The sequence below is a fragment of the Actinomadura luteofluorescens genome, from assembly GCF_013409365.1.
In the GTDB taxonomy this organism is placed as follows: domain Bacteria; phylum Actinomycetota; class Actinomycetes; order Streptosporangiales; family Streptosporangiaceae; genus Spirillospora; species Spirillospora luteofluorescens.
Window position 1 is genome coordinate 7633494 of the sequence record NZ_JACCBA010000001.1, and the last position, 23861, is coordinate 7657354.

A 23861-nucleotide genomic window follows, 5' to 3' on the forward strand; every position below is an offset into this window, starting at 1 on the left:
CCGAAAGCCGGCCCAGCACCCTGAACGCCGGTGCCGGGCGGCTCGCGTCCTGTCTCGTTTCGACGATGGGACACCTGCCCTCGATCGGTGAGCGGTCTCGGCGGACGAGGTCAGCGGACGGATCTGACCGGCCGGATGGCCAGGCCGCCGGCGACGGCGAGGCCGGCGCCGGCCGTGAAGAGCGCGGAGAAGCCGCCCGCGAGCAGCGTCCCGGCGGCCACGAGCGGGGCCACGGCGACCGCGCCGCTGCCCGCCGCGGTGATGAGGCCGAGGTCCTTGGCACGGTCCCGGTCGCGGGGCAGCACCTCGGTGACCAGGGCCTGGTCGATGGCGAGGTAGGCGCCGTGCCCGGCGCCGAGGACGGCCGCCGACGCCAGCGCCGCGGGCCAGAGGGGGACCAGCGCCATGCAGGTCAGCGACCCGGCCATGAGGAGGGAGGCGACGATGACGAACGGTTTGCGCCGTCCCGTGCGGTCGGATCGGCGCCCTGCGATGAGGCTCGCGGCGACGACCCCCGCCGTGTAGAGCAGGCTGAGCAGCGCCACGCCCCCGGCGGGATCGTCCACGCGCACCTCGTCGCGCAGGAAGTAGAGCAGGTACAGCGTGGCGAGGGAGATCGACAGCTGGGTGAGGAACCGCCCTGACAGCGTCCAGGCGAAGTCGGGATGGCGCCGCGGGCTGACGTACAGGCCGGCCGCGAAGGCCTTGGGCGACCGGCGCGGGGGGCGCGGTCCGGAGACCGGGAGCGCGGGCCCGTCAAGCCGTCCGTCAAGGCCGGGCGAGTGCTCCTGGAGCAGGACGTACGGGAGGGCCAGCGTGATCGTCAGCCCGCCCATGAGCGCGTAACCGGCCCAGGTGGGGATCGCCGAGACGAGCATCGTCCCGACGACGAGCCCGACCGGCATCGCGAGCCCCGCGATGCCGGAGACCAGGCCGCGCCGGGCCACCGGGACGCGGTCGGGGATGGCGGCGCACAGGGCCGCGCACATCGCGTTCGCGGCGCCGTGCACGAGGACCCAGCACACGCCGACGCCGGCAACCGACGTCTGGAACGGCAGCGCGAACAGGGCCGCGGAGCAGACCAGGGCGGAGCCGAGCACCCAGGGCCGCCGCCTCCCCAGGCGCGAGGCGGTGCGGTCCGACAGGGCGCCGGCGACGGGGGAGGAGACGATGGCGGCGCCGGCGCCGAGGGCGGTGATCAGGCCGAGGTGCCAGACCTGGCGGGACGGGTCGAGCGCCGCGAGCTGGGCGGGCAGCAGGATCTGCGCCGCGGCCAGCAGCCCGGCCCACATGGCGAGCGTCGCCAGGAAATAGGCGATGATCCAATGGCGGGGGACGGTGTCGGCGGGCGCTGGGCGGGCAGGGGCGGATCCTCGTTTATAGGAGATCTCCATTTGAGCTGACGGCCCTCGCATCGCGTCGTCTGTGAACGGGAGCTCAAACGCACCGATTCGAAGCGTTTGCAATCCTTGCTCGGACGTCTCTTTGATCATATGCGGGGCAATTAAAGGAGTCCGGTGAACATCATGACCATTGGATCGTTGGACTGTCAACCAACTGTCAGTTTCGTGGAGGCCAACGTGTCCCGGCGGGCGGTGCCCCGCCCCCGGCGGGGCCGTATCCGGTTTCTACGGCCCCGCCTGATCTGTCCCGCGGGTGTCAGTGCCCCAGGCTGCCTCCCCCGTCGATGGTGATCACCTGGCCGGTCACCGACGCGGCGTCCGCGGAGGCGAGCCAGACCGCGGCGGCCGCGATCTCGTCGAGCGTGGCGGTGCGCCCGAGCGGGACCTCGTCGAGGATCTGCTGCTTGTAGCGGTCGGTGAGCTCACTGGTCATGTCGGTGTCCAGCAGCCCGGGCGCGATCACGTTCGAGGTGACGCCGCGGGCGGCCAGCTCGCGGGCCAGGGCCCGGGCGAGCCCGATCAGGCCCGCCTTGCTGGCGGCGTAGTTGGCCTGGCCGGGCACGCCCTTGGTGCCGGCCACCGAGGAAATGAAGATCATCCTTCCGTGCCGTGCGCGGATCATGTCCGAGACCGCGGCCCTGGCCACCCGGTACGCCCCGGTGAGATTGGTGTCGATCACGCGGGTGAACGATTCCTCCCGCATCCGCAGCAGCAGCGCGTCGTCGGTGATCCCCGCGTTGGAGACCAGGACCTCGACCGGCCCGTGCGCCTCCTTGATCTCCTCGAACGCCCGGGCGACCTGGCTGGAGTCGGTGACGTCGCACTTGACGCCGAGCAGCCCGTCCGGGGCGCCGGAGCCGCGGTGGGTCACCGCGACCGCGTCGCCGGCGGCGGCGAACGCGCGGGCGATCGCCAGGCCGAGGCCGCGGTTCCCGCCGGTGACGAGTACGGAACGGGTCATGAGTGTCCTCCGGCGGGAATCGGTCCGGTCGGCTCGGCCACGGAGGCGGCGAGGTCCCCGCCCCCGTCGAGCGGCCGGTTCCACCAGAAACGCCCGGTGGCGGCGAACGCGTAGGGGGTGAGGCGGTGCCTGACCCGCTCGCCCGGCTCGTAGAGCTCGTCCCAGTCGGGGTTCAGGCCGTCCCGGTAGAGCGCCGCGATGATCCCGGCCAGCGCGTCGCCGCCGTTCTCGCCGGGCAGCAGGCGCAGGCCGTCCGTGCGCTCGCCCATGACCTCGATCAGCCGGACCGGTTCCGACTCCACGGCCGCCCGCAGCGCCTCGTCGAACCGCGGGCCGTCGCCGGGACGTTCCGTCCAGAACGCGGCGTCCAGCGCCTCGTCGTCGAGCCGCCCGCCGCGGCGGGCCGAGTAGAGCGGGACCGAGGGCGGCCGGCAGGCGAGGTCCGCGGCGGCCGCCGGCTCGGACGCGCCGTACGCGGCGACCAGCCGGCACGCGTCCTCCAGGCCGAACACGCCGGCCAGCACCGCCGCGGCGTACTCGCCGACCCCCTCGCCGACCGTCCACGCGGGCTTGACCCCCACGTCGGCCAGCGTCCGCCCGGCGGCGTAGGCGACGGCGAAGGCGACCGGCTCGGCGGCGGGCGGTTCCGCGCCGGACAGCAGGACGTCCCGCACGGACCAGCCGAGGAGGGGCCGCAGCGCCGCGTCCGCGGCGCCGAGCGCGCGCCGGTAGGCCGGGACCCCTTCGTGCCACCGCGCCGCGCCGGTGCGCCATGCGGAGACGCCCGAGATCACCCATCCCGTCTTCGGCCGCGTTCCGGCACGCCCGGACAGGGCGGCGAGCCGGCGGTCGTCCCCGGCGGCCTCCAGCAGCGCCTCCACGGCGGCCGTCCGGTCGGACGCCGGGAGCGCCAGCCGGACCGGCCCCGACGCCTTGACCTTGTTGGACGTCCAGCTCAGCTGCGCGAGCCGTCCGGCGGGCGCGGCCGCGACGTCCTCGGCCAGCCGGCGGGCCGCGCCGCGCAGGCCCTCGACGTCGCGCGCCGACACCGTCAGGACCCCGCCGCGCGCGGCGCCGGAGGGCGCGGTGTCCGGCTTCGCGGCGGCCTCCGGGGCCGTGGCGAGCACGATGTGGGCGTTGGTGCCGCCGAGGCCGAAGCCGCTGACCCCGGCGAGGACCTCGCCGTCCGGAAGCGGCATCGGCTCCTTGACGAGCCGGAGCCCGTTCGCCGCGAGCTTCAGACGCGGGTTCTCGCTGTCGGAGAAGCGGCTCAGCGGGACCACGCGGTGGTGCAGGGCCAGCGCGGTCTTGATCAGCCCGGCCATGCCCGCCGCCCCCTCGGCGTGCCCGATGTTGCCCTTGACGGACCCGATCGCGCACGGCCGCTCCCGGGGGACGCCGTGCACCTTGCCGAGGGCGCGGGCCTCCAGCCGGTCGCCCAGCAGCGTGCCCGTGCCGTGCGTCTCCACGTAGGCGATGTCCTGAGGGCGGACCCCCGCGCGCTTGTAGGCCTCGACCATGACGGCCTGCTGGGCGTGCGGGTTCGGTGCGGTGACCGTCGTGCTGCGGCCGCCGTGGTTGACCGCGCCGCCCCTGATGACCGCGTAGACGGGCAGGCCGTCGGCGAGAGCGTCGTCCAGGCGGCGCAGGACGAGGACGGCGACGCCCTCGGCGCGGCCGAAACCGTCGGCCTTGGAACTGAACGGTTTGCAGCGGCCGTCGGGGGAGGCCACCTTGGCCTGGGCGAAGTAGATGCTCGACGACGGGGTGATGAACATGTTCACCGACCCGACCAGCGCCTGGTCGCAGACCCCGGCCCGCAGCGCGTGGCAGGCCTCCTCGGTCGCGACCAGGGAGGACGAGCACGCCGTGTCGACGGCCATGCTCGGGCCCCGCAGGTCGAGCTGGTAGGAGATGCGGTTGGCCGCCATCGCGTAGCCGTTCCCGGAGCCGACGTGGCCGGTGATGCTGGTGAAGTTGGTCATCAGCAGGCTCATCCACTCCGAGCCCATGATCCCGACGTAGACGCCGGTCCCGCTGCCCGCCAGCGAGCGCGGGTCGATCGTCGCGTCCTCCAGGGCCCGCCACGCGGTCTGGAGCAGCAACCGCACCTGCGGGTCGGCGACCTCGGCCTCCTCCTTGGAGAAGCCGAAGAACTCGTGGTCGAAGGCGTCGGCGTCGTCGACGAAGCCGGCGTAGCGGGTGTTGGTCTTGCCGAGGCCGCCGTCCGGGTCGTAGTAGACGTCGGCGTTCCAGCGGGACTTGGGCACCTCGACGATCCCCTCGTCGCCGCGCATCAGCAGCTCCCACAGGGCGCCCGGGTCGGGCGCCTTGGGGAAGCGGCAGTCGATGCCGACGATGGCGATGTCCGTCATGTTCCTGGTCCTCCTCGGCCGCCGGTCCGCAGCAAGCAGCACGCGGCGTGCCCGTCGGTGTCGATGGTGGTGATCAGTGCGAGACCACCGGCGGGGTCAAGGGAGGCTCGCTCTCGGCTTGCGTCGCGGACCGCGATCGCGGCGGCGACCTGGAGCGCGGCGGCGGCGCCGAAGGCGTCGCCGACGATCTCCGAGGGCCGCAGGACGCGGGTGTGCGCCGGAAGGCGCAGGCCGGCGTCCTCCTGCCCGGAGGGCACGAGGAGGCCGACGTTCTCGGGGGCGGCGCCGCCGGTGCGCAGCGCTCTGCGCACGGCGGCGTCCAGCACGGCGGGGGCGTGGCAGGGCTCGTCGAAGACGCGGCTCTCCAGCGCGAGGACCTCGGCCAGCACCGGCCGGCCGTGGGACCGCGCCCGCTCCGCGGGCTCGACGAGGAACACGCCGCACCCCTCGGCGGGGCGGGCCTCGCGCCCGGCGGCCTCGGCGATCGCCGCGCGCCGGTCGTTCAGGTCCTCGTAGGCGCCGCACACCACGGCGTCGGCCCGGCCGGAGGCGAGCAGCCGCCGCGCGTACCGCAGCGCGGCGAGGCCGGTCGCGGCGCCCGCCGTGACGGTCGCGTTCGGTCCCCGCAGGTCGAACGCCATCGCGGCCTGCGCGCTGGCGTAGTTCATCACGCACGCCGGGACGAGCGCCGGGTTGACGTTGTCGGGCCGGGGGCGGGTCAGCGAGTCCCGGGTCAGCGTCATCGACTGGTCGATCCCGGCGGCGCCGCTGCCGAGCACGAGCGCCCGGCGGTGCGGCGGCCATCCGGCGAGGACGTCCGGGCCGAGCAGGTCCCCGATCGCGGCGATCGCCATCGCGGAGGGCCGGTCGACCAGCCGGACGGGACGCGCGGACGGGTCGGGGGCCTCGGTGCGGAAGTCCTCGACCGCGCCGCCGGGAAGCGGCACGCCCGCGCGGATCGCCTCGCCGAACGGGCCCGCGCCGACGCCCGCGGGCGACATCAGCGCCATCGCCGAGATGACGGTGTTCACGCGGCCCCCTCTGCCGTGGCGGTGTGTCGTCCCGTGGACGGTTCGGGCCCGGCGGCCGGCCCGCCCGCGAGGGCGCCGGCGTGGCGCAGCACGACCGCGGCGTTGTTGCCGCCGACGCCGAGCGAGTTGACCACGGCCGTGCGGACCCGGGCGGGGCGTGGCGCGCCCGTCACGCAGTCCACGGGGCACTCGGGGTCGGGCGTGGAGAAGTTGACGGTGGGCGGGATGAACCCGTGCTCCATGCCGAGCACCGCGGCGATGCACGCGTGCGCGCCGGCCGCGCCCTGCGTGTGGCCGATCATGGATTTGAGCGCGGTGACGGGCGGCGGCGCGTCGCCGAACACGTCCGCGAACACGGCCGACTCCATCGCGTCGTTGATCTTCGTGCCGGTACCGTGCGCGAAGACGACGTCCACCTCCGACGGCGCGGCGCCGGCGTCGCGCAGCGCGCCCGACAGGCACGCGGCGACGCGCTCGCGCAGCGGTCTCGTGGGGTGCTCGGCGTCGCAGTTGAGCCCGAACCCGGCGACCTCGGCCAGGACGGTCGCGCCGCGCCGGCGGGCGTGGTCGAGGGTCTCCAGGACGAGCATCCCGGCGCCCTCGCCGAACATGAACCCGTTCCGGTCGAGGTCGAAGGGGCTGCACCGCTCCGAGGCCCACGCCCGCAGCCGGTAGAACCCGGCGAAGGCCATCCGGCTCACCGAGTCGGCCCCGCCGCAGATCGCGAACTCGGCCTCGCCGCCGCGCAGGGCGTCCAGCGCGTGGCCGACCGCGTAGTTGCCCGCGGCGCACACCGTCGGGATCGTGACGGCCTCCACGTCGGTGAGGCCGAGCTCGACGGCCACCGCGACGGGCAGGCGGCCGGGGTGCACCCGCCGGGCCCGCGGCGCCGGCAGCCCGCCGGGGCCGCCGGCGACCTCGGCGGCGGCCAGCGCGTCCACGTCGAGCGACTCGCCGCAGGTCGTGCCGACCGCGATGACGCCGGGCTCGTCCCGGACCTCCGCGGGGTCGAGGCCCGCGTCGCGCATCGCCATGCGAGCGGCGGCCGCCGCCTGGGCGCCGACCTTCCCGAAGCGGCCCGGCTCGATCCGCCGCAGGCGGGTCTCGGGGTCGAACCCGGGGACCTCGTAGGCGCGGGCGTACCGGAAGCCCGTCGTGTCGAAGCCGCTGATCGGCGACGCGCCGCAGGCGCCCGCGCGCAGGGCCGTCAGGAAGTCCTCGCGGCCGATCCCGATGCTGGAGATGACGCCCAGCCCGGTGACGGCGACCCGCGGCCGGGGATCAGCGGCCGGCCCCCGCGCGTGGGGACGGTCGTGGGAAACGGCGGATTTTTCCAATTTGGCTCACCTCGAAGGGAGGATTTCGTGCCCCGGCGAACGGCTCAATGACCGTTCGCGCGCCTTAACGCGCTGCGCGCATGGCCATGCCCGCCCAGGTATGGCCGAGGCCCCGCCCGGACATGGCGGTGCACCGGCGAAAGAGCGGCCGAATCGGCAGTCCGCGGGCGGGCCGCCGCGTCTAGTGTGCGGGGGCGAAGTCGTCCCGGCAGGTAGTGCCTTTGATGAATGGGATTCGAGTCGCATGGTGAATTCGAGTGGGCGGGTGTTCGCGGAGCCGAGGATCAGCGCCGCCCGGCGCCCCGACGGGACGGTGCTGCTGTCCTCGCGGGTGCCGCTGGAGCCCTACGACGCCGACCTCGCGCGGCCGCTGCTGCGGTGGGCGGCCGAGCGGCCGGGCGCCGTCCTGGCCGCCGAGCGGCGCAGCGGCGGATGGGACGAGCTGACCTACGGCGCGGCCCTGGCGGACGCCGAGGCGCTCGGGGAGGCCCTGCTGGAGCGCGGCCTCGGCCCGGACCGCCCGCTCATGGTGCTGTCGGGCAACTCGCTGCGGCACCTGCGGCTCACGCTCGCCGGGTACCTCGCCGGGATCCCGGTGGTCTCGCTCAGCACCGCGTACTCGCTGAGCGGCGGGCACGAGCGGCTGCGCACGGTCACCGGCATCGCCCGGCCCGGCGCCGTCTACGCCGAGGACGGCCGGGAGTACGGCGCGGCGCTGGCGGCGCTGGCCGGGCTGGCGCCGCGCACCCTCGTCGGCCGGGAGGGCGGCGGGGAGCCCCTCGACGGGCTGCTGCGCACCGCGCCGGGGGAGCGGCTCGCCGCGGCCCGGGCCGCGGTCGCCCCGGACTCCGTCGCCAAGATCTTCTTCACGAGCGGCTCGACCGGGCGCCCGAAGGCCGTCCCGAACACCCACCGGATGCTGTGCGCCGTCCAGCAGATGATGCGGCAGGTGTGGCCGTTCCTCGCCGAGACCCGGCTGACCCTCGTCGACTGGCTGCCGTGGAGCCACACCTTCGGCGGCAACCACAACCTGCACATGGTCCTGACGCACGGCGGCACCCTCGCCATCGACGACGGCGGGCCGACCCCCGAGCTGCTGCCGCGCAGCCTGCGCAACCTCGCCGAGTTCTCGCCGAACGTCTACTTCAACGTGCCCGCCGGCTTCGCGCTGCTGGCCGAGGCGCTGGAGTGCGACTCGGTGCTCGCCAAGACCTTCTTCGCCCGGCTGGGCCTGCTGTTCAGCGCGGGCGCCCCGCTGCCCGCCGAGCTGCGGGAGCGGATGCTGAGGCTGGCGGAGCGGTTCTCGCCCGGGAAGGTCCGCTTCACCTCCTCGTGGGGCCTGACGGAGACGGCGTCGGCGGTGACCTCCGCCCATCTGGACACCGACGTGCCGGGCGCGATCGGCGTGCCGCTGCCGGGGATCCGGCTCAAGCTGGCCCCGGTCGACGGGCGGCTGGAGATGCGGGCCGCCGGGCCCACGGTGATGACCGGCTACCTGGACGACCCGGACCGCACCGCCGAGGCGTTCGACGAGGAGGGCTTCTACCGGACGGGTGACGCCGGCCTGCCCGCCGACGACGGCGACCCGGGCCGCGGCCTGGTGTTCCAGGGCCGCATCACCGAGGACTTCAAGCTGACCACCGGGACGTGGGTGCGGGTCGGGGCGCTGCGGGCGGCGCTGCTGGCGTCCGCCGACCAGCTCGCCGAGGTCGTGATCACCGGGTCGGGGCGGGCGCACGCGGGCGCGCTCGCCTGGACGCGGCGCGGCGGCGACCCCGCGGCGCTGCGCCGGGCCCTGGCCGAGGCGCTGGCCAGGTTCAACGCCGGGCAGCGGTCCTCGCGGCGGATCGAGCGGATGCTGCTGCTGGCCGAGCCGCCGGACCGCGACGCCGGGGAGCTGACCGACAAGGGCTCGGTGAGCCAGCTGGAGGTGCTGCGGAACCGGTCCGCCCAGGTCGATCTCCTCTACCGGGACCCGCCGCCGCCCGAGGTGATCCTGCCCGCCGACCACGCCGACTGAGCCGGACATGCCGGTAAAGGCCAGGCATGCCCATAAAGGCAGCGCGTGAGCGCGGCGGCATAGGGATTATCCGGTACCGGGGGCACTGCACAGAATTCCGGTACCGGACGCCTGAACGAGAATGGAGTTTGCACAATGGCGGACAAGCTCTCCGCGGCGTTTTCCTCATCGCACGAACCACCGGTGCTGCCGATCGACGGACATCGGCTGACCCTGGCGGAGACCGTGACGGTCGCCAGGGCGCCGCACCGCCCGCGCGTCGGCCTGGCCGCCGAGGCCGTGGCGCGGATGGACGCCACCACGCGGGCCAAGGCCGGCCTCATCGCGGCGGGACTGCCGATCTACGGGGTGACCGCGGGCTTCGGCGACAGCAACACCCGCCAGATCCACGGGGACAAGAGCGCCGCGCTGCAGGAGAACCTGCTGCGCTTCCTGAACTGCGGCACCGGGGCGGCGGCCGAGCCGGACGTGCTGCGCGCGACGCTGCTGGTCCGCGCCAACTGCCTCGCCCGGGGCTACTCCGCGATCCGGCCGCGCGTCGTGGAGCTGCTGCTGGACTGCCTCAACCGCGACATCCTGCCGCTCATCCCGGAGCGCGGGTCGGTCGGCGCCAGCGGCGACCTCGTCCCGCTCAGCTACGTGGCCCGGATGCTGACCGGCGAGGGGGACGTCCTGCACGCCGGCGAGCGGCGCACGGCCGCCGCCGCCCTGAGCGACGCCGGGCTCGTCCCGGTCGAGCTGGAGGCCAAGGAGGGACTGGCGCTGGTCAACGGCACGTCGTTCATGTCGGGGTTCGCCGTCCTGGCCGCCCATGACGCCGGCGAGCTCGCCTACACGGCCGAGCTGTGCACGGCGATGGCGAGCCAGGTGCTGCTCGGCAACCCGGCGCACTTCGACGACTTCCTGTTCCAGCAGAAGCCGCACGAGGGCGTCCTCGCGAGCGCCCGCACGATCCGGGGGCTGCTGGCCGGCGGCGACGCCGGCGGCGGGCCGGGCGCCGACGAGACGTGGACCGGCGACGGCTACCGCCAGCTCGAACGGCCCATCCAGGACCGCTACTCGATCCGCTGCGCGCCGCACGTGGTCGGCGCGCTGCGCGACACCCTCATCTGGGCCGAGCAGATGCTGGAGATCGAGGTCAACTCCTCCAACGACAACCCGCTGTTCCACCCCGACGGGACGGTCCTGAACGGCGGCAACTTCTACGGCGGGCACGTCGGCCAGACGATGGACTCGCTGAAGATCGCGGTGGCCAGCGTCGCCGACCTGCTCGACCGCCAGCTGGAGCTGGTCGTCGACGAGAAGTTCAACAACGGCCTGACGCCCAACCTCATCCCCCGCTACGAGGCCGGGAGCTGGGACGCGGGCCTGCACCACGGCTTCAAGGGGATGCAGATCAGCGCGTCGTCGCTGGTGGCGGAGGCGCAGCGGTGGACGATGCCCGCGACGTCCTTCTCCCGCTCCACCGAGGCCCACAACCAGGACAAGGTGAGCATGGGCACGATCGCCGCGCGGGACGCGCGGTCGGTCGTGGAGCTGGCGCAGGAGGTCGCCGCGATCCACCTGATCGCGCTGTGCCAGGCCGCCGACCTGCGGGGGCTGGAGCACCTGAGCTCCGCGACCGCCGCCGCCCACACCCTCGTCCGCAAGATCTCGCCGTTCCTGGACGGCGACCGTCCCCTCCAGGACGACATCCGGCGCGTCCGGGACGCCGTCCGCTCCGGCGAGCTGCGCCGGGCCGTCACCGAGAACACGAGCGGCGTGCCCGCGCTCGGCTGACCCGGCCGCACCGCGACGGCCCCCGCCCCTTCCGGTCTCGCCGGGAAGGGGCGGGGGCCGTCCGGTCGCGCGGGGTCCACCGGCCGGGCCGGCTCACCCCAGGTCCACCCAGAACCGGCGTCGCTGCCAGGGCTGGGCGGGCAGCGGGACGCGCCGCCCGGCCGCCCGCACCCGCGCCCAGTCGGGCGTGCGGCCCGCGGCGTAGACGGCGCCGAGCGCCGCCAGCAGGGTCTCCGCCTCCGGCTGCCGGCGCACCAGGGACGCGACCGTCCCGGCCGCCGCGCCCGCGGCCTGGATGGCGTCGCCCACCGCCGAGACCAGCAGCGGGTGCGGGCTGATCTCGACGAACAGCGCCGGCCCGCTGCCCGACAGCACGGACCGGACCGCGGCCGCGAACCGCACGGGGCGCCGCACGTTCTCCATCCAGTACCCGCCGTCCAGTTCCGGCCCGGCGACCGGGCGGTCCCAGACCGTGGAGTGCAGCGGGATCGCGGGCGCCTGCGCCCGCACCCCGGCGAGCGCCTCGCACAGCCCGTCGCGGATCGGCTCGACCTGCGGCCCGTGCGAGGCGTACCCGACCGCCACGCGGCGGCAGAACACGCCCCGCTCCCGCAGCGGCGCGACGATCCGCGCGATGGCCTCCGGGTCGCCCGACAGGACGGTGAAGCGGTCGCTGTTGAGCACCCCGGCGCACACGAGGTCCCCGTGCTCCCCGATCGCCTCCTCGGCCTCCTTCTCGCCGAGGCCCACCGCCCACATCGCGCCCGCCGCGCCGAGCTCCTGGAGCAGGACGCCGCGGCGGCACACGACCGCGGCCGCGTCCCGGACCGGCAGGGCGCCCGCGGCGGTGGCGGCGGCGATCTCGCCCATGCTGTGCCCGATGATGAGGTCCGGCTCGACGCCCCAGTCCAGCCAGACCGCGGCGAGCGCCACCTGGAACGCCCAGAGCGTCGGCTGGATCTCCGACACCGCCGTCAGCGGCTCGTCGCTCTCCAGCCGCCGGCGCGGCGACCAGCCCAGCTCCGCCTCCACGGCGGCGGCGCACTCCTCCAGCGCGGCGGCGAACACCGGGACCGACTCCAGCAGCCCCCGGCCCATGCCGACCCACTGGGCGCCCTGCCCCGGGAAGACGAACACCAGCCGCGGCGACCCGTCCAGGCCGGCGGTGATCGTGGTCCTGTCCATCGGCGTCACCCTTCTCGCGTCGCCCGTCTCGGACCCGTCCCCGGCCGGGGACGGGAAGGGCCGGGCCGCTCGCGCGGCCCGGCCCGGTGGTCACCGTGCCGTCACCGGCCGGTCTCGCCGGCCATCCAGCGGACGAGGCGCTCGCGGGCGACCTGGTCGGACTCCTGGGCGACCGCGCGCGGCGGCGCCTTGAACAGCCACGCCGACACCCACTCGTCGACGGCGGTGTCACCGCGGTCCATGGCCAGCCTGGCGATCCGGGCGGCGTCGATGACGACCCCCGCCGAGTTCGGCGAGTCCGGGACGGTGAGCTGGATCTCCATGTCGATCGGCGCGCCGCCGAAGCCGCGGCCCTCGCAGCGGATGAACGCCTTCTTGGTGTCGCCGAGGAACCTCACGTAGTCCGACGGCCCGATGTGGACGTCGTCCTCGCCGAGCTCGCCGTCGTAGGCGTCGGTGACCGCCGAGGTCTTGGACTCGCGCTTGGAGGCGAGGCGGTCGCGCTCCAGCATGTTGAAGAAGTCCATGTTGCCGCCGACGTTCAGCTGGTACGTCCGGTCCAGGGTGATGCCCCGGTCCGAGAACGCCCGCACCAGCACCCGGTGCAGGTAGGTGGCGCCGAGCTGCGACTTGATGTCGTCGCCGATGAGCGGCAGGCCCGCCTCGCGGAACCGGTCGCGCCAGTGGTCCCGGCGCGCGATGAACACCGGCACGTTGTTGACGAACCCGACGCCCGCCTCCAGCGCGACGCCGGCCCACCACTCGGTCGCCTCCTGCGAGCCGACGGGCAGGTAGTTGAGCAGGACGTCGACCCTGGCGGCGCGGACCTGCTCGACGATCGCGGCGCGGTCGCCGGCCGAGTCCTCGGCGACGGTGATCCGCTCCCGGTACTTGACGCCCGCGCCGTCCAGCGTCGGGGCGCGCAGCACGCGCACGTCCGCGCCGACCGGCAGCAGGTCGCCGCCGATGCCGACGGGCAGGTTCTGCCCCGCCGCGCGGGCGGTCCACAGGTCCTTGCCGACCTTCTCGACGTCGACGTCCCACGCGGCGACGGGTTCCAGGGCGCCGGCGCCGTACGGGCCGACCTCGGGGAACATCAGGCCGGCGGTGGCGCCGGGCGAGGAGCGGTAGTAGGCCGTGCCCTCCAGCAGGGCGCGGGCGCAGTTCCCGACACCGATGATGCCGACCCGAACGAGAGGAGTATCCATTTCAGCTTCCTATGATCGTTTCCAGGATGCGGCAGACCTGCTCTACCTCATCGTCGTTCCACGTCATCGGCGGCGCGGCCTCGGTGCCGAGGCACAGGGTGCCCGCCGCCGCGGCCTGCGCCACCGGGGGCCCCGCCCGCCCGGCCCCGCCGAAGGCGGGATGGCGGTTCAGGGGGACCAGGCCCCAGCGGTGCGTCGCGACCCCCGCCCGGGCGAGGGCCCGCTCCATCCGGGCCGCCTCCTCCGGGGCCCATCCGGGCGCCCCGAAGCGGATCTTGTGCCAGGCGGGCCGCGCCGTCTCCCCGGCCGACTGTCGCCACAGGCCGGCCCCGTCCATGGCCTCGTGCAGGCGGGCGGTGACGGCGCGGGCCCGCGCCGTCCACCGGTCCAGGCCGTCCAGCCGGTGCGCGACCATGGCCATGCTCAGCTCGGACGGGCGCCAGTTGTGCCCGCCGGCCCGGACCACGGCCGCGTTCGAGCGCGACTCCCCGGCCGGGACGCCGTAGTCGCGCAGCTCCCTGAGCCGCTCCGCGATCCCGGCGTCGCCGGTGGTGACGGCGCCGCCGTCCGGCGCGGCGATCAGCTTGGCCGAGGAGAACGACCAGGCGTGCGTCCCGGCCGCGCCGACGTGCCGGCCGTCCAGGACGCTCCCGATCGACTGGCACGCGTCGGTCAGCACGGCCCGCCCGTCCGCGCGGACGCGGTCCAGCCCGTGCGGGACCCCGTGCAGGTCGACCGCGATGACGATGTCGGCCTCGGGCAGGCGGCCGGTGACCGCGAGGGTTCCGGGATCGACGTCGGTGAACGCCATCTCCGCGCCGATGTGCGCGGCCCCGGTCGCGGTCCCGGCGAACGTCAGCGCCGGGAGCGCCACGCGGGTGCCGCGCACGCAGCCCATCGCGTGCAGCGCGGCGTGCAGCGCCGAGGTGCAGCTGTTGAACGCCACCGCGTGCGGGGCGCCGGTCAGCCGCTCCATGCGGCGCTCGACCTCGGCGGTCCACGGCCCGTCCGTCCAGATCCGGGAGCGCGCCACCTCGGCGAGGAGCTTCAGCTCCTCCTCGGCGGGTTCCGGAGGCCAGCGCCGTTGTCCGAGGTTCATCGGCCGGCGCCTCCGCCGGAGTGCGGGACGGTCACCGGGACGCCTCGGTCTCGGCGGCGGTCCTGATGAGGAAGTCCGCCAGCTTGTCGATCGTGGGGTGGTCCCAGGCCAGGGTGGGCTCCACGACGAGGCCCATCTGGTCCTCGATGTCGTCGCAGAGCGTCAGCGCGGCCATCGAGTCCAGTCCCTGCGCCTCGAAGGTGGCCTCGGTGTCGATCTCGGCCGCGTCCTTCTCCAGGTACTCGGCGATCCGCTGGATGAGCCACGTGCGCAGCTCGTCGGTGGACGTTGTCAGGGTCGAGCCCGTCATGGGGTCTCCTTGCCTCGCTTGCTCGTCTCGTCTGAGAGCCGATTAACGGCGATTGTCGCCACCATTCCCGGGGTGGCGTCACCCCTGACTTTCCGCGCTTGTGTACTGCCTGGACGGGCATACCTGGGAAACGAGATTTCGTCGATTCCCGCCCACGATGCGAGGAATCGAGTTTCCCCGCTCGAAGCGGTATGCCCGAATGGGCGGCCGGATTGTCCCGCGCCCCAATAATGTGTCGCGAATGGACTTTCAGGGAATTCGCGAGGACGACGCATGGGCCCTGGTCGGGGCGGCCGCGCGGGCGGCGCGGCGGGCCGGCCGGACGCTGCTGGACGGTCCGGGGACGATGGCTGCCGCCCGCGCCAAGGCGGGCACGCACGCGCACGACGTGGTCACCGAGGCGGACGCCGCGGCGGAGGCGCTGATCAGGGCGGAGCTGACCGGAGCCTGCCCCGGCTCGGTCGTCGTGGGGGAGGAGGGCGGTGCCGGCGAGGCCGGGGACGGCCCCGGAAGGGACGTGCGCTGGTACGTCGACCCGATCGACGGCACGCACAACTTCTCGCGGGGCCTGCCGCTGTTCTGCGTGTCCATCGGCGTCACCGTGAGGGGGGAGCCGGTCGGCGGGTGCGTCTACGAGCCCGCGCGGGACGAGACGTACACCGCCGCCGGGGGCCGGCTGCTGCGCGGCGGCCGTCCCGTCCCGCCGGCGCCGGCGCGGGCGGTGCCGATGGTGCTGACCGACCTGCCCCGGGCCGGGGCCGTCCCCGACCCGGGCGAGCTGGCCCTGTTCACCGAGCTGCTCGCCGCCGCCGACGTGCGCCGCATCGGCTCCGCGGCGCTCGCCCTCGCCTACGTCGCCACCGGCCGGGCGGACATGGCCGTCACGCCCGACGCGTACGCCTGGGACTGCGCGGCGGGCCGGGTGCTGGTCACCGCCTCCGGCGGCACGTTCGCCGCGGTGCCCGCCGAGCCGTCCGTCCGCCGCCCCGGCGCGTTCGCCGCGTGGCGGCCGGGCCTGGACGGACTCGGCGCCTCGGTGGTCGCCGCGCTGGAAGGGTTCCCGTTCCTCCAAGGGTGGCTGGAAGACGACAACTCCCTGGCCTGAACGTTCGGCGTCGCTTTTGATGGCTGAGGCCCCGCACGAACGGGCGCACGATCCGCCATGAGAAAAGAGCGTGGAGACATGACCGAGAACATCGCGACCGACTGCCTGAACGTCGTGATCTACGTGGACAACGTGGTGGTCGGGCGCGGCCTGGAGGCCGTGCTGGACCTGTTGCCGAGCGTCGGGACCGTCCGGCACTGCACGACCCGGCGTTCGGTGGAGGCCGCCGTCGCCGGGGGAGGCGTGGACGTGCTCGTGGTGACCCGCGCGGAGGGCGCGGCGGCGTCCGAGCTCACCGCCGCGCTGCCGCGGACGAAGGTGCTGATGCTGCTGGACGAGCTGGAGGCGTCCGGTTCGTCGTTCGGCGGCGCGTCCGCCGCCGACGGGTTCCTGATCCAGCAGGACCTGACCGCGCCCGACCTCGGCGAGGCGCTGTCCAGGATGATGCTCGGCGAGATGCCCATGCCGGCCCGGGTGGGCCGGGAGCTGCTGGCCCGCGCGGGCTCGCCGGTGCCGTCCGGGTCGGTGCGGCCCGCGGTGCTGACGCCGCGCGAGAACGAGACGCTCGCGCTGCTGGCCGAGGGGCTGAGCAACAAGCAGATCGCCCGCCGCCTCTCGATCTCCGACCACGGCGCCAAGCGGCTGGTCACCAGCGTCATGCTCAAGCTCGGCGCGCCGAACCGCACCGCCGCCGTGGTGATCGCCATCCGGCAGGGGATGATCTCCGCGGCGTAGCGGCGGGCCTGACCATCCGGACATGCACATCCATCCGGCTGGTCGCGCGTCCATCGGTGCCTTACGCGTCCCGCTCCCCCCGGCCGAGCATGGCGGAGCCGGGCCGGGAGACCGCCCGGCCCGATGGAGGAGAAGACGCGTGATCCGTATCGACCTGGGCTCGTCCGCCGCCGCCGCCGCCGGCGGGCTGAGCCTGCTGATCGTCCTCGGTGGGGCGCAGCCGGCCGGGACGCGGCCGGGCGGCCCCTTCGCGCCGGTGAGCGCCCCGGTGGGCGACGGTTCGGCGGCACCCCGCTTCGACGTCCGAACGCTCAGGCCGGGCACCGCGCCCGGCCTGCTGTTCACCACCCCCCAGCCCTCCGGCCCGCCCACGGACGGGAGCGGCGGGCAGGCCCCGGCGCAGAGCCCGGCGCAGGCGCAGGCCCTGGCGCAGGCGCAGGCCCACCCCCGGGCGCCCGCAGCCAAGGGGCCCCACGGCCCGGAGATCCTCGACGAGCACGGGCGGCCGGTGTGGTTCCACCCGGTGCCGGACGGGCAGTTCGCCACCGACCTGCGGGTGCAGCGCTACCGGGGCCGCGACGTGCTGACCTGGTGGCAGGGCACGGTGACCACCCGCGGGGGCGGGATCGGCACCGGCTACATCGCCGACGAGAACTACCGCGTCATCGCCACGGTGCGGGGCACGACGGCCCCGGCCGACCTGCACGAGTTCCGCATCACCTCGCGCGGCACCGCGCTGGTCACCGGCTACCGGACCGTGCCGGCGGACCTGTCGTCCCTCGGCGGGTCCAAGGACGGCAAGGTGGAGGACAGCGTCGTCGAGGAGATCGACATCGCCACCGGCCGGACGCTGCTGAGCTGGAGCGCCCTCGCGCACGTGTCCCCCGCCGACAGCGACGCCCCCGTCTTCATGTACGGCGAGCAGCCCTTCGACTACTTCCACGTCAACTCCGTGAGCGAGGACACCGACGGCGACCTGCTGATCTCGGGCCGGCACCTGTCGACGGTGTTCAAGGTGGACCGCCGCACCGGCCGGATCATCTGGCGGCTCGGCGGCCGCCGCACCAGCTTCCCGCTCGGGGCCGGCGTGCGGTTCAGCTGGCAGCACGACGCGACCCCGGCGGGCCGCGGCACCGTCAAGGTGTTCGACAACGGGGCCAACCAGCTCCTGGAGGGGTACGAGTCGCGGGTCGCCTGGATCCGCGTCGACCCGGCCCGCGGGACGACCCGGCTCGTCCGGCAGCTCACCCATCCCGCGCACGTCTCGTCGACGCACGAGGGCAGCGCGCAGGACCTCCCGAACGGCAACACCTCCGTGAGCTGGGGCGCGGCGGGACGCGTCTCGGAGTTCTCGCGCCGCGGGGCCCTGCTCTTCGACGCGACGCTGCCCCACGGCTGGACCTCCTACCGGCTCTACCGCCAGCAGTGGAAGGGCCGCCCCGCCGACCCGCCCACCGTGGGCATGCGGGACGGCTCCGTCCACGCGGTCTGGAACGGCGCGACCGGCGTCGCCCGCTGGCGGATTCTCGCCGGAGACGCGCGGGACGACCTGAGGCCCTACGCCCAGGCCGGATGGAACGGGCTCGACACCGCGGTCCGCCCGCCCTCGCGGGCGGGCACGGCGCCGCGCTACCTGAAGGCCGAGGCGCTCGACGCCTCGGGCCGGGTCCTCGGGGCCTCGGCCGTCACGGCGAACGCGGAGGCGTCATGATCAAGGTCGGCGTCTCGATCATGTACCACCCGCGCCGGGCCGACCGCATCCCGCCGCTGGTCCGGGCGTGCGCCCCGCTGGACGCCGTGCCGGTCCGCGACCCCGACCCCGGCGGCGCGCCGAGCCCGCTGCGCACCGCCAAGCGCGCCTGGGCGCAGATTCAGGACGGCGTCACGCACCACATGGTGCTTCAGGACGACATCGCCCTCGCCCCCGGGTTCGCCGAGCAGGTGAGCGAGGCGGTCGCCCGGCACCCGGAGGACGGCGTCTCCTTCTACTCCCACTGGAACAGCCCGCAGAACTCCTACCTGGTGCGGCGCGCGGCGGTCGCGGGCGCCTCCTACGCCCCGCTCTCCCTGACCGAGTGGACGCCGTGCCAGGGTTTCGTCCTGCCCGTGGACCGCGCCCGGGACCTGGCCGCCTACCTGGCGGAGATCCCCGACGACGTGCAGGACGACGACGAGATGGTCGTCATCTTCTGCCGCAAGCAGGGGATCCCCGTCGTCGCGACCGTGCCCCACCTGGTGGACCACGGCGTGGACGAGACGATCGTCGGTCACCAGGGCGAGCTGCGCGCGACCGTCTTCGCCCCCGGCGAGCGAACGCCCACCGCCCACTGGACGGGACGGACCGCCGCGGACCCGGGGCCGTACACGGTCGAGCTGCTGGAGTCGCGGTGCGGCATCCGCATGGTCGACCGCGACCCGGTCGAGCACAAGTTCGCCTGGCACTGGTACGACGCGTGCTCGCTGGTCGGCGTGGACCCCCGCGCGGTGCTGGACGCCGCCGCGCCGCACATCGGGGGGCTGCCCGACGCGCTCGTGCCGGCGGCAACCGAGGTGTGGGCCGCGGGACACCTCCTCGGCGCCGACGCCGCTGGCCACCCGCCGGTCCCGCCCGGCGGCGGGCCGTTCACCCGCCACGCCATCGGGTCGTGGGTCGACTCGGGCCTGGCCGGGCCGGACCGGGCGCTGCTCGGCCGCACCGGCCGGGACGTCCTCGTCGCCCTTGGGGTCGCCGCCGTGCGGCACGGCCTCGCACACCCGGGAGGCCGCGATGGCCGATGAGCTGAGGGAGCGGGCGGCCGCGATGGCCCGCCGCGAGGCCGCCGCCCAGCTGCGGCCCGCGCCGTTCGTCCCCACCGACGGGACGGGCACGCTCGTCGCGGTCCGGCTGGTGGCATGCCGGTCGTGCGGCGCCCGCCCGGGGGAGCGGCACTGGACGCCGCCGTTCGCGCCGGACGGGTCGGGGGCGACGCCACGCGGACCGCGGCTGGCGATGCTCGCCTGCGAGGCGGTGACCGCGCGTGCCGTCCTGCCCATCGTCCGGACGGCGGAGCGGTTCCCCGAGCTGCGCGAGGCGCGGTTCCAGACCCGCGCCGTCCTCTGGGACGCGCTCTCGCCCGCGACGCCCCCGGCGGAGGCATTGGCCGTGGTGGACGACTCGGAGCGGTGGATCGACGCCCCCGGCGAGCCCCCGGACGGGGACGCGGCGCGGACGCTGCCCGCCTCGACCCGTCCCCACCGGGGGCCGCGCGGCTGGCGCTGGCACCGGGCCGACCTGGTCCCGCACTTCCTCAGCCCGCACCGGAACCTGCCGACCCGGATCGGCGAGCACTACGCCGCCGAGCTCCGGGCGGCGCTCCGCACCGGACACGAAGGATCGTAGATGACCGAGATCACCGTTCACCGGGTCCCGTTCCGCGGCGCGCGCGGCGGGACGGGCCCGTTCACCTGGGGCCAGCTCGACATGTGGGCCGAGGCGCGGCTCAGCATGGCCGGCCTCCCCTCGTTCGCCAACGTGCTCGGCGGCGGCCCGCTGCCGCCCGGCCTCAAGACCGACCAGGTGCTGGAGGCGTTCGGCCGGCTGGTCGAGCGGCACGAGTCGCTGCGGACCCGCTTCCGGCCGGGGCCGGACGGCGCCGCCGAGCCGGAGCAGGAGGTGCTGCGCGCGGGCGTGCTGGAGGCGGAGGTCGCCGCCGTCGACCCGGAGCAGAACCTGTTCGCGATCGTCGGCGGCTGGTGGCCGCAGATGCAGGACACCCCCTACGACCTGGTGGACGGGCTGCCGCTGCGCGTCAGGATCGGCACGGTCGGCGACGAGCCGGTGATGGTGATGTTCGGGATGTCGCACATGGCCTCGGACTTCCTCGGCACGCGGGTCGTGTACGGGGAGCTCGTCGACCTGCTGGAGGGCCGCGAGCCCGAGGGCGGGGCGGCGCAGCCCCTCGACCTGGCGGAGGAGGAGCGGTCGGCGGCGGGGCGGCGCGTCCTGGAACGCGCGCTCGACCATTGGCGCACCGTCCTGGACGCCGCACCGCCCGCCATGTTCCCCGTCCCTTCCAGGACGGCGGAGGAGGCGCGCTACTGGCGCGGCGACCTCTGCTCGCAGACCGCCGCGCGGGCCCTGCGCCGGGCCGCGGACCGCTGCGGGGCCGGCACCTCGAACGTGCTGCTCGCCCTGACCGCGGCGCTCATCGGCAGGCACACCGGCCTGGACCGATGCGCGATGCGGATGCCGTCGGGCAACCGGGGCCGTCCCGAGCTGCGGCGCATGGTGACCACCCTCAGCCAGGAGACGCCGCTCGTCGTCGACCTGCGCGCGGGCACCCTCCATGAGGTCGTGGCGGCGGCCCGCACCGCCTCCCTGCACGCGCAGCGCAACGCCCGCTACGACCCCGCGCCGGTCGCCGCGATCAGGGACGCGTCGGCCACCGTCCTCGACGTGTGCTTCAACGACATGTGGACCCCCGTCCGCGCCGGGCGTCCGGCCGCGGATCCGGACACGCCGGCCGCCGAGTCCACCTTCGAGTGGAACGAGAAGGTCGACCGCGCGACCGTGGCGTTCTTCCTGGAGGCGTTCGAGGTGCTGGAGGACCCGGAGGCGATCCGCCTCAGCCTCTTCGCCGACACCGCGCGCGTCTCGCCCGCGCGGATCCGCTCCTTCCTGGACGCCATCGAGCGCCTGCTCGTCGTCTTCGCCGAGCGCGACCTCCGCCTCGACGAGATCGACCCGGTCTCCTGACCCGCCCGCCACCCCACCGAACGCACCGCACCAGGAAGGCCGTCCGCGATGCCGCCAGCCAGGATCACCCACGTCGCCTTCGCCGCGCCGCCCCAGCTCAAGATGGACGAGCTGGCCACGTTCCTGCGGGACGACGAGGGCGGCGGCGCGGTCGGCGACATCGTCCGCAACTCCGCCATCGAGACCAAGGGCATGGCGGTCAACCCGCTCGTCGAGGACCCGCGCGCCTGGAGCACCGCCCGCCGGATGCGGCGCGGCCTCACCGAGGCGCGCGCCCTCGGGCGGGAGGCGATCGGCCGCGCCCTGGAACGCGCCGGGCTGCGCCCGGACGAGGTGGGCCTGCTGATCACGACGACCACCACCGCGCACTCCGCCCCCGGCCTGGAGGCCCTGGTCCACGAGCTCGGCATGGGGCCGGACACCGAGTTCCTCTCGCTCGGCCCCATGGGCTGCTACGCGGCGGCCCCCACGCTGGCCGCCTGCCGGACCTGGGTCGAGGTGCACGGCAGGCCCGCGGTGGCGCTGTGCGTGGACCTGTTCTCCCCGCACCTCCAGCCGCCGCCCTACGACAAGGAGCAGGCGGTCGTGCTCACCCTGTTCGGCGACGGCGCCGCCGCCGTGGTGATGCGTCCCGGCCGGGACGGGATCGCGGGCCTGGACGTCCTCGACTCCGGGCTGGTGTCGGTGCCGCGGTACGCCGAGGACCTCCAGGTCCACGTCGGCGACTCCGGCATGGACATCCGGCTCGCCCCGACGATGCCGGACGTCACCGCCGCCGCAGTGGCCGCCCCCACCGACGCGCTCCTGGCCCGCAACGGCCTCACGCGCAGGGACGTCACCTGGTGGGCCGTGCACCCGGGCGGCCGGCGCATCATCGACCGCGTCTCCGAGGAGCTGGACCTCCCGGAGGAGTCGGTCGCGGAGTCGCGCGCGGTGATGCGCGAGTACGGCAACACCGCGGCGCCGGCCGTCCTGGCCGTCCTCGGGCGCCTCATGGACGCCCGGCCGCTCCGGCCCGGGGAGCACGGCGTCGTGATGGCGTTCGGCCCCGGCGCCACCGTCTGGAGCGTCCTGCTGCGCGGCGCCTGACCGTCCGCCCGGACGCGGCGGACCCGAGAACCAGACCAGTACAGCAACGACCACCGAAGGAGCCCCTCATGCTCGAAGTCATCGGCGCCGGGTTCGGCCGCACCGGCACCTTCTCCCTCAGGGCCGCGCTGGAGACGCTCGGCTTCGGCCCGTGCCACCACATGCTCGGGATGCTGGAGCGCCAGGAGGAGATCCCGCTGTGGCGGCGCGCCGCCCAGGGCGGCCCCACCGACTGGGACGAGGTCTACCGCGGGTACCGGTCCAGCGTCGACTGGCCGGGCACCCGGTTCTGGCGGGAGCTGACGGAGTTCTACCCGAAGGCGAAGGTCATCCTTACCGTCCGGGACTCCCAGCGCTGGTACGACAGTGCCGCGTCGACCATCCACCGCGCCGCCATGGACCCCGCGCCTCCCGCGACGCCCGTCCTCGCCCAGATGCGGGCGATGTCGAGGGAGGTCGTGTGGGACGGCCAGTTCGGTGGGCGGTTCACCGACCCCGACCACGCGCGGCGCGTCTTCGCCGAGCACAACGAGGCGGTGCGCCGCGAGGTGGACCCGGACCGGCTGCTGGTCTTCGAGGTCGCCCAGGGCTGGGAGCCGCTGTGCGACTTCCTCGGCGTCGCGGTGCCGGACGAGCCGTTCCCCCGCTCCAACGACCGGGACGGCTTCGAGTCGCTGCTGCGCGAGCACGCCGCCGGCGGCCCCGACGCCGTCCCGGCGTCCTGAGCGATGCCCGGAGCGCTTGGGGGAGAGGCCGGGTGGTTCCGCCGGTTCCACCCGGCGGACGAGGGGGCGCCGCGGCTGCTGTGCTTCCCCTACGCGGGCGCGTCCGCGAGCGCCTACCACGGCCTCTCCGAGACGCTCAGCCCGGCGGCCGACGTCACCGTCGTCCAGTACCCCGGACGGCAGGACCGCCGCCGGGAGCCGGTGGCGGTGGACCTCGCGGAGCTGGCCGGCCGGCTCGCGGCCGAGGTGGCCGGGCTGCCGCCGGCGGCGTTCTTCGGCCACAGCATGGGGGCGATCGTGGCCTTCGAGGTGGCGCGGCGGCTCGCCGCGCCGCCCCCGGTCCTGTTCGTGTCGGGGCGCCGCTCCCCGGCGCGCAGCCGCCAGGAGCGCACGCACCCCATGGGGGACCGCGAGCTGCTGGACGACATGGCCCGCCTCGGCGGGACGGACGCGCGGCTGCTGGACAGCCCCGCGTTCGTCCGGATGATCATGCCCGTGGTGCGCGGCGACTACCAGGCGATCGACACCTACCGCTACGAGCCCGGCCCGCCGCTCGCCTGCCCGATCGTGGTGCTGGCGGGCGACGCCGACCCGATGACCCCGGTCGAGGACGCGCTGGCCTGGCGGGAGCACGGCTCCGGCGGTGGCGCCGAGTTCGTCCTCCCCGGCGGGCACTTCTTCCTCGACGACCACCGGGAGCGGATCGCGGAGATCGTCCTCGACCGGCTGGCGGTGGACCGCACAGCGATCTAGCGGGCCTGTCT

General features: G+C 75.0%; 20 protein-coding genes. 11 read left to right on the forward strand and 9 right to left on the reverse strand.

Annotated elements, in window-relative coordinates:
* Nucleotides 1-110: 110 nt before the first annotated feature.
* The 5 genes from BJY14_RS35460 to BJY14_RS35480 form a co-directional block, all read right to left on the reverse strand.
* Nucleotides 111-1394, reverse strand: coding sequence for an MFS transporter (locus BJY14_RS35460; RefSeq protein ID WP_179847587.1), 1284 nt, complete (start codon nt 1392-1394; stop codon nt 111-113).
* 265 nt (nt 1395-1659) lie between these two features.
* Complete coding sequence (gene fabG, locus BJY14_RS35465) at nt 1660-2364, reverse strand: 3-oxoacyl-ACP reductase FabG (RefSeq protein WP_179847588.1); 705 nt, start codon at nt 2362-2364, stop codon at nt 1660-1662.
* Nucleotides 2361-4739: a type I polyketide synthase gene (locus BJY14_RS35470; RefSeq protein ID WP_179847589.1), complete on the reverse strand. Its 2379-nt coding sequence runs from the start codon at nt 4737-4739 to the stop codon at nt 2361-2363. The genes fabG and BJY14_RS35470 overlap by 4 nt, the downstream gene beginning before the upstream one ends.
* Nucleotides 4736-5770, reverse strand: coding sequence for a beta-ketoacyl synthase N-terminal-like domain-containing protein (locus BJY14_RS35475; RefSeq protein WP_179847590.1), 1035 nt, complete (start codon nt 5768-5770; stop codon nt 4736-4738). Before BJY14_RS35475 ends, BJY14_RS35470 begins: the two co-directional genes overlap by 4 nt.
* Nucleotides 5767-7107, reverse strand: a complete 1341-nt coding sequence (locus BJY14_RS35480) for a beta-ketoacyl-[acyl-carrier-protein] synthase family protein (protein WP_179847591.1) — start codon at nt 7105-7107, stop codon at nt 5767-5769. Before BJY14_RS35480 ends, BJY14_RS35475 begins: the two co-directional genes overlap by 4 nt.
* 244 nt (nt 7108-7351) lie before the next feature.
* On the opposite strand from BJY14_RS35480, the gene BJY14_RS35485 reads away from it, so the two are divergent.
* Together BJY14_RS35485 and BJY14_RS35490 are read left to right on the forward strand one after the other, a co-directional pair.
* Nucleotides 7352-9127 carry an AMP-binding protein gene (locus tag BJY14_RS35485; protein WP_179847592.1) on the forward strand — a complete coding sequence of 592 codons (1776 nt, stop codon included), beginning with the start codon at nt 7352-7354 and terminating at the stop codon, nt 9125-9127.
* Nucleotides 9128-9310: 183 nt separating this feature from the next.
* Nucleotides 9311-10906: an HAL/PAL/TAL family ammonia-lyase gene (locus tag BJY14_RS35490; RefSeq protein WP_218905734.1), complete on the forward strand. Its 1596-nt coding sequence runs from the start codon at nt 9311-9313 to the stop codon at nt 10904-10906.
* A 93-nt stretch (nt 10907-10999) separates the two neighbouring features.
* Here BJY14_RS35490 and BJY14_RS35495 read toward each other — a convergent pair whose 3' ends face one another.
* From BJY14_RS35495 to BJY14_RS35510, 4 genes are all read right to left on the reverse strand, one after another.
* Nucleotides 11000-12091 carry an acyltransferase domain-containing protein gene (locus tag BJY14_RS35495; RefSeq protein ID WP_179847594.1) on the reverse strand — a complete coding sequence of 364 codons (1092 nt, stop codon included), beginning with the start codon at nt 12089-12091 and terminating at the stop codon, nt 11000-11002.
* A 101-nt stretch (nt 12092-12192) separates the two neighbouring features.
* The gene (locus BJY14_RS35500) at nt 12193-13299 is read right to left on the reverse strand and encodes an inositol-3-phosphate synthase (RefSeq protein ID WP_179847595.1); all 1107 of its coding nucleotides are present in this window, start codon (nt 13297-13299) and stop codon (nt 12193-12195) included.
* A 1-nt stretch (nt 13300) separates the two neighbouring features.
* Nucleotides 13301-14398 carry a DegT/DnrJ/EryC1/StrS family aminotransferase gene (locus BJY14_RS35505; RefSeq protein ID WP_179847596.1) on the reverse strand — a complete coding sequence of 366 codons (1098 nt, stop codon included), beginning with the start codon at nt 14396-14398 and terminating at the stop codon, nt 13301-13303.
* Nucleotides 14399-14429: 31 nt separating this feature from the next.
* Complete coding sequence (locus BJY14_RS35510) at nt 14430-14708, reverse strand: acyl carrier protein (protein ID WP_179847597.1); 279 nt, start codon at nt 14706-14708, stop codon at nt 14430-14432.
* A gap of 241 nt (nt 14709-14949) precedes the next feature.
* Between BJY14_RS35510 and BJY14_RS35515 the strand changes: the two genes are divergently transcribed.
* From BJY14_RS35515 to BJY14_RS35555, 9 genes are all read left to right on the forward strand, one after another.
* Nucleotides 14950-15813 carry an inositol monophosphatase family protein gene (locus BJY14_RS35515; RefSeq protein ID WP_179847598.1) on the forward strand — a complete coding sequence of 288 codons (864 nt, stop codon included), beginning with the start codon at nt 14950-14952 and terminating at the stop codon, nt 15811-15813.
* 78 nt (nt 15814-15891) lie between these two features.
* On the forward strand, nt 15892-16548 hold the full coding sequence (locus tag BJY14_RS35520) for a response regulator transcription factor (RefSeq protein WP_179847599.1): 657 nt from the start codon (nt 15892-15894) through the stop codon (nt 16546-16548).
* Nucleotides 16549-16687: 139 nt separating this feature from the next.
* On the forward strand, nt 16688-18259 hold the full coding sequence (locus BJY14_RS35525; protein ID WP_179847600.1) for an arylsulfotransferase family protein: 1572 nt from the start codon (nt 16688-16690) through the stop codon (nt 18257-18259).
* Entirely contained in the window at nt 18256-19326 is a 1071-nt protein-coding gene (locus BJY14_RS35530; RefSeq protein ID WP_179847601.1) for a hypothetical protein, read from the forward strand. Before BJY14_RS35525 ends, BJY14_RS35530 begins: the two co-directional genes overlap by 4 nt.
* Nucleotides 19316-19927, forward strand: a complete 612-nt coding sequence (locus BJY14_RS35535) for a hypothetical protein (protein WP_179847602.1) — start codon at nt 19316-19318, stop codon at nt 19925-19927. The genes BJY14_RS35530 and BJY14_RS35535 overlap by 11 nt, the downstream gene beginning before the upstream one ends.
* Nucleotides 19928-21283: a condensation domain-containing protein gene (locus BJY14_RS35540; protein WP_179847603.1), complete on the forward strand. Its 1356-nt coding sequence runs from the start codon at nt 19928-19930 to the stop codon at nt 21281-21283.
* A 48-nt stretch (nt 21284-21331) separates the two neighbouring features.
* The gene (locus BJY14_RS35545; RefSeq protein ID WP_179847604.1) at nt 21332-22372 is read left to right on the forward strand and encodes a type III polyketide synthase; all 1041 of its coding nucleotides are present in this window, start codon (nt 21332-21334) and stop codon (nt 22370-22372) included.
* Between the two features lie 68 nt (nt 22373-22440).
* Nucleotides 22441-23097, forward strand: a complete 657-nt coding sequence (locus BJY14_RS35550; protein WP_179847605.1) for a sulfotransferase family protein — start codon at nt 22441-22443, stop codon at nt 23095-23097.
* Nucleotides 23098-23100: 3 nt separating this feature from the next.
* On the forward strand, nt 23101-23850 hold the full coding sequence (locus BJY14_RS35555) for a thioesterase II family protein (protein ID WP_179847606.1): 750 nt from the start codon (nt 23101-23103) through the stop codon (nt 23848-23850).
* The last annotated feature ends 11 nt before the right edge of the window (nt 23851-23861 follow it).